Annotated in this window: 10 protein-coding genes, 1 tRNA gene and 1 pseudogene; 4 read left to right on the top strand and 8 right to left on the bottom strand. The window is 40.3% G+C overall.

All coding sequences use genetic code 11. From position 1 onward, the window contains the following. The first annotated feature begins 9 nt into the window (after nucleotides 1–9). Nucleotides 10–162 carry a transposase gene (locus tag JMX13_RS13100; protein ID WP_413786322.1) on the top strand — a complete coding sequence of 51 codons (153 nt, stop codon included), beginning with the start codon at nucleotides 10–12 and terminating at the stop codon, nucleotides 160–162. Nucleotides 163–614: 452 nt separating this feature from the next. Here JMX13_RS13100 and JMX13_RS13710 read toward each other — a convergent pair. From JMX13_RS13710 to JMX13_RS13070, 7 genes and pseudogenes are all read right to left on the bottom strand, one after another. Then, nucleotides 615–861: pseudogene (locus tag JMX13_RS13710) on the bottom strand (transposase); the annotation flags it as partial. 282 nt (nucleotides 862–1,143) lie between these two features. After that, complete coding sequence (locus JMX13_RS13095; protein ID WP_192519875.1) at nucleotides 1,144–2,088, bottom strand: RDD family protein; 945 nt, start codon at nucleotides 2,086–2,088, stop codon at nucleotides 1,144–1,146. Between the two features lie 189 nt (nucleotides 2,089–2,277). Further along, nucleotides 2,278–2,898, bottom strand: a complete 621-nt coding sequence (locus JMX13_RS13090; RefSeq protein ID WP_201613215.1) for a hypothetical protein — start codon at nucleotides 2,896–2,898, stop codon at nucleotides 2,278–2,280. A gap of 342 nt (nucleotides 2,899–3,240) precedes the next feature. Further along, the gene (locus JMX13_RS13085; RefSeq protein ID WP_227686331.1) at nucleotides 3,241–3,534 is read right to left on the bottom strand and encodes a hypothetical protein; all 294 of its coding nucleotides are present in this window, start codon (nucleotides 3,532–3,534) and stop codon (nucleotides 3,241–3,243) included. Nucleotides 3,535–3,568: 34 nt separating this feature from the next. Continuing rightward, a complete protein-coding gene (locus JMX13_RS13080) occupies nucleotides 3,569–3,862 on the bottom strand; it encodes a hypothetical protein (protein ID WP_201613213.1) in 294 nt (97 codons plus the stop codon). Continuing rightward, complete coding sequence (locus tag JMX13_RS13075) at nucleotides 3,859–5,082, bottom strand: site-specific integrase (RefSeq protein ID WP_201613211.1); 1,224 nt, start codon at nucleotides 5,080–5,082, stop codon at nucleotides 3,859–3,861. Before JMX13_RS13075 ends, JMX13_RS13080 begins: the two co-directional genes overlap by 4 nt. Before the next feature lie 16 nt (nucleotides 5,083–5,098). After that, complete coding sequence (locus JMX13_RS13070) at nucleotides 5,099–5,314, bottom strand: hypothetical protein (protein ID WP_011513303.1); 216 nt, start codon at nucleotides 5,312–5,314, stop codon at nucleotides 5,099–5,101. Nucleotides 5,315–5,510: 196 nt separating this feature from the next. Between JMX13_RS13070 and JMX13_RS13065 the strand changes: the two genes are divergently transcribed. Further along, the gene (locus JMX13_RS13065) at nucleotides 5,511–5,735 is read left to right on the top strand and encodes a helix-turn-helix domain-containing protein (RefSeq protein ID WP_133104085.1); all 225 of its coding nucleotides are present in this window, start codon (nucleotides 5,511–5,513) and stop codon (nucleotides 5,733–5,735) included. Between the two features lie 428 nt (nucleotides 5,736–6,163). Here the strand turns inward: JMX13_RS13065 and JMX13_RS13060 are convergent. Next, nucleotides 6,164–6,238: transfer RNA gene (locus JMX13_RS13060), tRNA-Gly, on the bottom strand. Between the two features lie 260 nt (nucleotides 6,239–6,498). On the opposite strand from JMX13_RS13060, the gene JMX13_RS13055 reads away from it, so the two are divergent. Both JMX13_RS13055 and JMX13_RS13050 read left to right on the top strand, forming a co-directional pair. Next, entirely contained in the window at nucleotides 6,499–8,163 is a 1,665-nt protein-coding gene (locus JMX13_RS13055) for an alpha-keto acid decarboxylase family protein (RefSeq protein WP_201613209.1), read from the top strand. 399 nt (nucleotides 8,164–8,562) lie between these two features. Then, nucleotides 8,563–10,353: a potassium/proton antiporter gene (locus JMX13_RS13050; RefSeq protein WP_201613207.1), complete on the top strand. Its 1,791-nt coding sequence runs from the start codon at nucleotides 8,563–8,565 to the stop codon at nucleotides 10,351–10,353. Nucleotides 10,354–10,652 lie beyond the last annotated feature (299 nt).

Below are 10,652 nucleotides of genomic sequence, written 5' to 3'. Positions count from 1 at the left end.
GGTCATCGTATTCTATGGCTGCCACCGTACAGCCCAGACCTAAACCCTATCGAAAAGAAATGGGCTCAAGTGAAGTTTCTACGCCAAGGCTGGATGGAAAACGACTTATCCAAGTTGTTTTATGATGTTTGTCCAAGGCATAACACTTTTATTTTGAACTGACTATATGTTTATATGTAAATTAACAATATTTTTTCTAACTAACTTATATTTAAATAGGTATCATTATTAATATAAAAAAGTAAATTTTGCATCGTTTTATAAAGATATAGAGCCTTGTAAATTAAAATCAACACACTATATTCAGTGCTAGACCCATCATTAACTTATCAGTTTTCAGAAGTATTTATAATTTCTAAGATTGAAGTTGGAATGTCATTACTTTCACCATTTGCTATACCTATAACTGGATTGATTATGGGTGAATGGCTCCCTAAGTATTTTATATTATTATATATTTCTTATGTTTATTGGGTGTTTATAAGTTGAGCGAAGTAATAAATAGAAATAAGATTCTCGTTATATCAATGTTGCTATTACTGTTTAATGTGATTGGAATATATCTTTCAGTGAAGTTAGCTACAAGTATATAAGTTAATTACATTGAACTATAGTCAGTTCAAAATAAAAATGTTATGCCTTGGACAAATATCATAAAAAAATTTGGATAAGTCATTTTGCATCCATCCTTGGCGTAGGAACTTCACTTGAGCCCATTTCTTTTCGATAGGGTTCAGATCAGGGCTACGGCGGCAGCCAAAGAATACGATGGCCATGTCTGTTGAGTGGTTTTTGGATACATCTGCTTTTATGAAACCGAGCTTTATCCATGACAATCACGCTCTTGGTTTTAAGACTTGGAATAAATGAACCGCCTCGACTTTATCGGAGGCTGTTTATTCAAGTTAAGCCATAATAGCAATATTTCTAACACCACAACCTCTAACCGTATGATGTCTTCTATTTTAGAATGACAGCCGTTACAGGTTGAGGCATGATTGCAAATAAACTGTGACAGTCGGGGCAGCTAATTTCTATTTGTGTCTTCATAACCTCAAATATATCCGCTTACTTCGGCTATCACCTCTCCTTTATTTTCTAAACATACTTTCTGATACACCACCAGAAATTAGAATAATACTATTATTTTAGCTCACTGGATTCAAACTCATAGCGATAGTACTGCGACTTTGAGGCGATACCGATGTTATAACCATATGATAGTGAAACGTAAACTACATCCACTTCATTGGCTAACGCATAACTGCTGTACGCTTTTTTAGCCACATTTTTGGCAAAATCTTCATCACTGATGTTATTTTTATCCATAGGTATCTCAATCGAAAGACTTTCCGTCACTGTTTGGCTGCCATCGTTATCAGTAAAAGTATGCGTGTTTTGATGTACGCCCGCGGAGCTGATATTAGGCTCAGACAATAGCGTTGTTTGTACTGCTATCAGTTCTTTAAAAAGGCCGTTATCCATAGCCATCCCCTCATTGGTAAAAGCAGGAACGGCTGCTGATGTTAAAAATAGCAACGCAACAATAACAAGGTGACCCTTCCAAATGGGCACTATAGATTGTTTGTCAGCATTTATATTAATGACGATAGAATTTGCAGCCAGATCATGCAGCGACTGTCTGGTGCTTCTGTTAAAAAAGAACAGGTAAACAATGGCTAATATACCGCCAAATACGATCGCGGTTAGCAGATAGAGTAATATATCAGATGGATTGTCACCAAATACAGACTGGCCGTTGAGGGCAAATGGTGTGATCAAAACAATAGCACGCAGACTGGCTTTACCCATACTTAACGGAATGCCGCTCTTATCAACCACTCTTATCTTTAGTAGTTTTTTGCCAAGAGTTTGTCCACCAGCACGTTGGCTATTGCCAATACCAAAATACAATAGCAAGATAATGACACCAACAAGTTGCCCCCAATTGCCTAATTTCACAAATACACTTTCGAATATCAATCCTAGTAGTAGCCCAACACATCCCAAAATGATCGCATCAACCAGTAAAGCGCCAAGGCGGCTATAAATATCTGCTAAGTATGTCTTCTGTTTTATGGTCGCCATTAATACTCTCAAATTAAAAATAAATCTGCTAGCTTAATAGAAAGCATGTTGACAAACAAGCGTAGGGTCTTTAAAACACCACCTGATAATTTAACCCTGTTAGGCGTCGCTGCCTGATTCAAGAAAAGCAGCCTCCGATAAAGTTGGGCCGATGCAGTGGTTAGATAGCATTCAGTCACTAGTAAAATTTTATACACTCATCAAAATGCTCAAATAAGAATAATGATATTTGTAATTAAGAGGAATGGTATAAGCAATATGCTCCTCTTTACCATTGACTATTAATGTAAAGCTGACTTTTTCAATAATGTCTTTGGGCATACTCTCAACGTAATGCAAAACGAGACTTTTGGAACAGTCCGTTGTCCCTATGCAACCTTCCAAATTAGAGACTCTCTTTAATGGTTGATATAGTTTGCCATCCTCAGAATAATGTGCCAAAACGACGGAGTCTTCTACTAGCTTTACCCCAGAATCTTTAGAAAAATTAAAGTCTAGGCGTGATTTGCGCCAAATATTATCAGGCGTGAGATGAGCGTTATTGTCATTAGTTACGTCATTAAGGTGCATAATCTCAACGTAGTTGTAGCCACTTTTATCGCCATCTAACCTATACAAGGTACTGTCAAACTCGTATTTAGGAACTTTATCGCCCTCATAAAAGTATTCGTTGTCATAAGGAATAGGTGAGTTTTCTTTTTCTACCCCATAGTTAAAGTGCCAGCATCCTGATAAGGTTAGACCCACTATAATAGTGATAAAAATGCGACTTATTGAGACTAGATGACTATTTGTAAAATTAGTTTTCATGGACAACGACTACCTAGTTAGACATTTGAAGTTTTAGCTATTATAAGTTTAATCGTTCTTTAGTATCTCATATTCTGCGGTTTTATCCGCTAGGATAGCGCCATTTCTATCGAGCATAGTTCACCTGTAGCGATGACTATTATTTAGAGTCATATGTAGTTGTATGGCATAATTAAATTGGACAGCGTATAGGAGGCTTATACTAACCCAAAGAGGAAAACAGTATAACCAGCAAACGCAACTGTAGTGGCACACTAAATTTTGACTGTGTTTAAAAGAAGAAATGCCGCGAACGAAAAAGCCAGACAACCTAAGCTGTCTGGCTTTAATATTGTGAACGACTTATCTATGATTATGTTCCCGCCATACAGCATGCTCACATACCTCACAGCACCAACTCTCTTTTGCTCGCATATAAGGAATGTCTGCTGGTATCTGTAAAGGACACACATAACCACAGTACTCGCATCGCACATCATCTAAATAAGCAAAACACTCACCGATTGTCTTGAATAGTACTTGTGTGCCAATCTCATACTTCTCACAGAGGGTTTCTACATGTGCGATATAATCACTTTCGTTATCATATGCCCAGTAATCCTCACAGATTCTTAGATCGCGTGCGTTCTGCGTCATATTTGGCTGAAGCTTTACACTCATCACATTCTCCTCAGTAGCCGCCATAGCCAGGCTGCGGTAATAGCTCATAAAGCTCGCTCTGAAGCTGAAAACGCATATCCTCAATCACATAGTCAAGACTGTCATCTAAGCGCTTCTGCACCCATATACGCATCGCCATATCGTTATCAAAGCAGTGCTTCACTCCCAAGAAGCGTGCGAGGTTATGACCCGATGAAATATAAAACTCACGCATCAATGCATTAGCAATCTTATTCGCATCTTCACTGATTGCACCGTCAGGCTTAAACTCAGCAAATAGCTCTTCATAATTGATAATTGTCATAGTGACGTCTCCTTGTCAGTTTGTGCATTAGAGCTATTTGCTGCGCTGGTTAACTTCTCCTTGCTCGCCAGTAGCAAATTATCCATCGCTGAGCCATCTTGGCGGGTGATATCAGGCACATAGCGGCTATATACCCGAAACAGCATCTCTGTACTACTGTGACCCATCTGCCGAGCTATCCACTCAGGATTCTCACCAGCAGCCAGCCAAAGCGTCGCTGCTGTGTGCCGAGTCTGATAAGCCCGCCTATGTTTAAGACCGAGGAGGGCAAGTGTGGGTTTCCATACCCGACGGTTCACATTGCGGTACTCCATCGGATTACCTTGTGAATTGCAAAACACAAACTCTGACTTACCAAAGGTGCGCGTCTTCTGCTCTAATAAAGCGTCATACACCAACTGCGACATCGCAATATCACGTTGTGAGCCCAACGTCTTCGTTGGACCCATCTCTCCATTCACTAATGCACCGCGAATACTAATCTCACGCCGATCAAAGTTAATGCAGTCCCACTTAAGCCCATCGATCTCACTGGTACGCATTCCCGTAAAGAAGCGAATGGTGTAGTAAGGCTTATAGTCCGCACGAACATGCTTTAAAATCAGCCATACCTCACTCAATGTAAACGGGTTTACATCCGGACGGGCTTGTTTAAGATTCTTAATATTTTTATAAGGCATCTCAAACTCATGGCGATCTGATGCTTCTTCTAGTATCATACGAAGAAGTATCATGATCTGGTTGATCCGTGCTACTGACAGACTTGACTGACCATCTTTACCGTAACGAACTTTGGCGAGGGAGCTACGGAAGGTCAGCAAGTCTGGTTTTTTTATCGCATGTACCGCCTTGCCACCAAACTCAGGTAATAGGTACTTGTTTAAGATAATCTGTGTCTTTTGCCGATAGCTCGGCCGCCATTCAATCTTCTTCTCCTCATACCAAATCTCTGAAAACTGCCTAAAGGTAGGGTTGCGACTGATACAAGCTTCCGCTCTATCAGCCAGTGCTGTCATCTCTTTTAAACGCGTGCTCTTCGGAAAGTAGGCGCCATAGTCAAAGATGCCTAGGGTGATTTCTGCTTCCATTTTTTTCAAGACTTGCGCTAATTTTTTACGATTAGCTGGATTGTCTTCTAAACTGGTTTTCTCTCGACAGCGCTTACCTAAGTAGCGAAAGTCAACGACCAGCTTGCCAAACCGTCCTCGCATAGTAGCCATATTAATTCTCCTTTTATTACTGAAGTGCCATACCGTTGATGGCGCTCATAACTGGCTTACACATATCCTCTTCGATACGCTCCCATACGTACAAAATCTTGCGACCGCCGAAAGGACGAATGTAATGGATGTTTTCAATCAAAACGGTGTCTTTCATTTGATTGCGGATAGTACGTGCGTCGTATTTGATACGTTCGGCTAACTCATCAGTTGTTAAATAAGTATTGCTCATGATATTTACCTCTTTTCAGTTATTAAGTAATTGCATTAAGTGATAGAATAAAAACTATTTTATCAACATGTAAGAATGCACCTTGAAGTAATCGGTTATTATTTACCCGCTTAAAGGTAATTAATAACCGATTTGTGTACTATATTACCTTTTTACCTCAATGTAAAGCATTTTTACCCGAAAAGAGGTATTAATTATGATTGTGTCTAAACTCCCTGTGATTCTGGCAGAGAAAAAGTTGCGTGTAGCAGATGTTGTAAGAGCAACAGGTATGAGTAAATCAACCCTTCATAAGTTATACAATGAAGAGTCATCAAGAATTGACTTCAATACAATCGACCAGTTATGTGAGTTTTTAGATGTGCAGGTAGGTGACTTATTTATTTATGAGCCAAATACTAAGGATGATGAAGAGTCTTGAGGATCTACAAAGTTGAAAGAGATTCTCAGATGAATAAGTGGTAGAGCCTTATATATATGACGTTCCAAGGCCTGCAATTAAGGTTGGGGTTATTTTTAAAACTTACTTTTTCATGATTTGGTCACGTTTTGGTCACGCAATGAGCTTAATTTGCAAAAGCAGTGAAAAAGTAAAAACCATGCTAAAAAATATTTTCTTAGGATGGTTTTTTATAAAGATAAGAATAATAAGTTGGGGTCAATTACGAAATCAGTATTTATAGCATGGGCACGAAATGGTCACGTTTTGGTCACGGTGCTGATTTTTGAGCTTTTAATATGTTAGATAAACTTAGCAATTAGACTGAATAGCTAATACTGGAAAACGCTGTAGCCCTTAAAAATCGGACAAAAAAAAGCCTCACTGTTAAGTGAGGCTTTTTAAGTATTTGGAGCGGGAAAAGAGATTCGAACTCTCGACCCCAACCTTGGCAAGGTTATGCTCTACCACTGAGCTATTCCCGCTAATTATCAATTAACTATCGTCAGTTGATGAAGGCATATTATACGCAGTTTTATTTATCTGTCAACACCTATCACGAAAAAAAGTAAAAGTTAGCAAAACAGGCATGTCATCCAGTCATAATTTTATGTTATAACAGTTTATTATAATATGTATTCCAAAAGCTTTGTATGGAAGAAATAAGCTGGTGTGCATTTTATAAAAAACTCCCTTCTTATTGATAGTTATCAATACTTATAATCGTAAGCATTAAGGATAAAAAATGAGTCAACAATATACCATCGCTGATTACTTGTTCGATCGCATCGCTGAAGCTGGTGCGACTGAAATATTTGGTGTGCCCGGTGATTTTAATTTAACATTTTTAGACAATGTTATCGCTTCTGATAAATTACGCTGGGTTGGTAATACCAATGAGTTAAATGCTGGTTACGCAGCTGACGGCTATGCACGTGAGCGAGGCTTTGCGGCTATGGTGACAACCTTCGGCGTCGGCGAGCTGTCGGCGATTAACGCCACTGCCGGCTCGTTTGCTGAGTATGCACCGGTATTGCATGTGGTAGGTGCACCCAGTACCGCTTTGCAAGATTCAAAACGTCGTATCCACCATACTTTGGGTGACGGGGTATTCAATCATTTTATCAAGATGGTCGAGCCTGTTACCGTAGCACGTGCGCAAATTACGCCTGATAATGCTGCCTCTGAGATTGACCGTGTTATTCGTCTGATTCTTAAAAAGCATCGCCCAGGTTATTTGTTGTTATCACCAGATGTGGCAAAAACGCCGATTTATCCACCAACGACCAAACTTATAGATAGTGAAGAAGATATCACTAGCCAAGCGGCGCTAGCAGATTTTAAGCAAGCGTTGATAGAGTTTTTACCCAATAAAACCACGACTTTGATGGCAGACTTGATGGTGCATCGGTTGGGATTACAGAGTCAACTGAAAGCCTTAATTGCTGATACCGACATTCCTTATACAACGTTATCATGGGGCAAAACCTTGCTTGATGAAAATAGCGAGCGTTGGGCAGGTACTTATGCTGGCGTGGCATCGCGTCCTGTGGTTAAAGACGCGGTAGAAAACTGCGAATGCTTAATTAAAATCGGCGTGCAATATACAGATACCACTACCGCAGGCTTTAGCCAAGACATTGATGAAAAAGTGGTGGTCGATTTGCATTATGAGCGTGCGTCTATCAGCGGTCAGAACTTTGCCCCGATTGCGCTAAAAGATGCCTTGCGAACACTGCATGAAGTCATGACCTCGGGTATCAATATCGTACCTAAGCAGTTCTGTAGAGAGATGAAACCCCATGAGCAAAATGGCACGGATGATGAGCCTATTCGCCAAGATGATTTATGGCACATCATCGCTGATGCGCTCGATGATAAAAATCTGGTATTTTCTGACCAAGGTACGGCGTATTTTGGTATCAGTGATGTGCGTCTACCAGAAGGTGTGACGTCTTATGGTCAGCCGATGTGGGGCTCGATTGGTTATACCTTGCCAGCTAGTTTGGGCGCTGCCATTGCGTCACCGCATAAACGCAGTATCTTACTGATTGGTGATGGTTCTGCTTTATTGACCATTCAAGAAATTGCAGTAATGATTCAGGAGCGCATTAATCCTGTGATTGTACTAATTAATAATGACGGCTATACCGTTGAGCGCGCGATTCATGGTGAAAATCAGTATTATAATGATATTCCTAAGTGTGATTGGCAAATGATGCCAAAAGCCTTTGGCGCGACGGAAGAAAATAGCTTAATTATGAAAGTGGAAACTGCTGGCGAATTAAAAGCAGCTTTAAAGAAAGCAGCTGATACCAAAGATAAATTGGTGATGTTAGAGGTGATTGCCGATAAGCATGATATTCCACCATTATTAGCTGATATCAGTGCCGCCCTTAAACCTAAATAGCCTAAGTAGATATAAGGTTTTTTCACTAAAATTATTTATTAAGCGTTTATAAACAAGAAAAGCCCTATTTGGCGTTATGCTAAGTAGGGCTTTTTTGATGGTTAAAAAGTTTATAGGTGCGCTAAAAGCCTTTATGATTGGACGATATAAATGAGTAGTCATTGACATTTTTATATGAATTGCAGGCTAGCGACGCTTAACACAAACTACCGTTAGGATTCTATGTTATACAATAGAGTAGGCTTTTAAGGTTAGATGTTTAAGAAAATTAAATTAAGATTATTTAATTTAGAGCACTTAAATTTGCAATTTTTTGGAACAACTTTTTGGAACAACGACGCTAGAAAATATTAAAGCGCACACTCACATAATAATGACTAAAAATAGGGCTTAAAAAAGATGGATACCTTAAATATCCTGTATCTCGTAGGAGCAGTATTAATTTTTGCCAGTATCATGGCAAGTACGTTGTCGGCGCGTTTGGGCGTACCGCTATTATTATTATTTTTAGTGGTAGGAATGCTCGCCGGTGAAGAAGGCCTATTGGGCATTGAGTTCTCTCAATATGGCCTTGCAAACTTTGTTGGGCAAGCAGCATTAGCCTGTATTTTGCTAGATGGTGGACTGCGCACCTCGTTTAAATCTTTTCGAGTTGGACTAAGACCCGCCATCACGCTTGCCACTTGGGGCGTACTGGCAACGGTAATGATACTGGGCGTGTTCGTCACTTGGCTACTCGATGTCGATTGGCGCTTTGGGCTATTGATGGCGGCTATTGTCGGCTCGACCGATGCGGCAGCGGTATTTTCATTGCTGCGTAATGGCGGTGTTAAGCTTAATGACCGTGTACAAGCGACTTTAGAGTTAGAGTCTGGTGCCAACGACCCGTTAGCCATTTTATTAGTCACAGGATTAATTGCTTTAAATGTTGACCCTGCTGGCCAAACAGTACTGGGCTTTTTAGGGTTGCTGTTGCAGCAGCTTAGCTTTGGTCTTGTTATGGGTTTACTATTCGGTTATTTATTGTCAAGGTTATTGCCCAAGGTACATCTTGCAGAAGGCATGTATGCCATCTTGATATTATCTGCGGGCTTAGCGGTGTTTGCGGCGACCAATTTAATCGGCGGTAGTGGATTTTTGGCCGTTTATCTTGCGGGCGTGCTGATAGGTAACCATAAAGTGCGCTCAACCGAGCATGTCATGCGCGTAATGGACAGCTTTGCTTGGTTATCTCAAGCGGTCTTATTTGTGGTGTTAGGTCTATTGGTCACGCCATCAAACGTCATCAATGTTTGGTATTACTCTGTTGCGATTGCCGCCTTTATGATTTTAATTGCCCGTCCTATCGCGGTTTATAGCAGCGTTAAACCCTTTAAATTTAAAGACAGAGAAATCGGCTTTATTTCTTGGGTTGGCTTGCGCGGTGCTGTTCCTATTACCCTTGCGATTTTACCAGTGATGGCAGGTATTGATGGCGCCTTTATGCTGTTTGATATTGCTTTTGGCGTGGTGGTTTTATCATTGATTTTGCAAGGCACTACCATTCCCTTTATGGCGGATTTATTCAAAGTACGTATTCCTAATAATAAAGACCCCGAGGAGAAGCATGAGGTTTGGGTATCCGACAAGGCGAGTATTACCTTATATCAGTTCCAAGTAAAGTCAGGTGCATTTGCGATTGGTCGCCATCCGAGGGGTATCTCTAACCGCGTTAACCCTAATGAGATTAGTGTTTTTGCTTTGGTACGTGGGCAGCAGATTGTGATTGTCGAAGAAGATACTAAGCTGAAATTTGGTGATAGCGTTTGGTATGCCATGCGCGGCAATCATGCCAGCCAAATAGCTAAGATTTTTAATGATACTACTTTGGATCGTAAAGCCATCGATGATTTTTATGGCGATTGGCTACTATCGCCGAGCGTTAAACTGGGCGATTTACCGTTTTTTACTGGCGTGATGACTTCCGAATCATTGGTCGATAAGCTTAAGTCTAAACCTGAAGATAACGAAAAAAATATGTGGGAGCAAACGGTTGCTGAATATGTCAAAGGTAGCTTAGATATGGCACCGGTTTCCGGCGATACGGTGGCAATTAATGATGAATGGTCACTGGTTATCAAGGAAGTCGATGATAAAGGCAAGCTTAGAACCATTGGCTTAAAACGTGAAGAATTGGCTAAGCAGGCATAGTAACTTAGCCGCTGATAGCTTGAAGTAAGAATGGGTCGTTAACTAAAAAGTAATATCGATACATCACGCACTACTGATATCAATTTTTCTTGCTTGCTGTGCCTGCGCAGACAGAGGCTACAAAAAATTGATATCAGCAATACCGTAGCGTTTTTAAATTTTTTTGACTATATTTCGGATAAAAGGCCTATTTTTAAGCCAAAAAAAGCCCTATCTTGTGTTATTACTAGGGCGTGTCCCTAATTCAGTTTGCAGTGGATCATAGTACAAGCCAGATATAGCATAGATTTATAATTTCG

Origin of the sequence: Psychrobacter immobilis (genome assembly GCF_904846285.1) — a bacterium.
Lineage (GTDB): Bacteria > Pseudomonadota > Gammaproteobacteria > Pseudomonadales > Moraxellaceae > Psychrobacter > Psychrobacter immobilis_D.
The sequence above is the reverse complement of the archived record's forward strand: the minus strand, read 5'-3'. Positions and strand labels throughout refer to the sequence as shown.

Excerpts from the sequence above, each read along its gene's own strand:
- JMX13_RS13055 (WP_201613209.1), top strand. The coding sequence starts at position 6,499 with ATGAGTCAACAATATACCATCGCTGATTACTTGTTCGATCGCATCGCT.
- JMX13_RS13075 (WP_201613211.1), bottom strand. The coding sequence starts at position 5,082 with ATGGCTACTATGCGAGGACGGTTTGGCAAGCTGGTCGTTGACTTTCGC.
- JMX13_RS13065 (WP_133104085.1), top strand. The coding sequence starts at position 5,511 with ATGATTGTGTCTAAACTCCCTGTGATTCTGGCAGAGAAAAAGTTGCGT.
- JMX13_RS13090 (WP_201613215.1), bottom strand. The coding sequence starts at position 2,898 with ATGAAAACTAATTTTACAAATAGTCATCTAGTCTCAATAAGTCGCATT.
- JMX13_RS13050 (WP_201613207.1), top strand. The coding sequence starts at position 8,563 with ATGGATACCTTAAATATCCTGTATCTCGTAGGAGCAGTATTAATTTTT.
- JMX13_RS13080 (WP_201613213.1), bottom strand. The coding sequence starts at position 3,862 with ATGACAATTATCAATTATGAAGAGCTATTTGCTGAGTTTAAGCCTGAC.
- JMX13_RS13070 (WP_011513303.1), bottom strand. The coding sequence starts at position 5,314 with ATGAGCAATACTTATTTAACAACTGATGAGTTAGCCGAACGTATCAAA.
- JMX13_RS13095 (WP_192519875.1), bottom strand. The coding sequence starts at position 2,088 with ATGGCGACCATAAAACAGAAGACATACTTAGCAGATATTTATAGCCGC.
- JMX13_RS13085 (WP_227686331.1), bottom strand. The coding sequence starts at position 3,534 with ATGACGCAGAACGCACGCGATCTAAGAATCTGTGAGGATTACTGGGCA.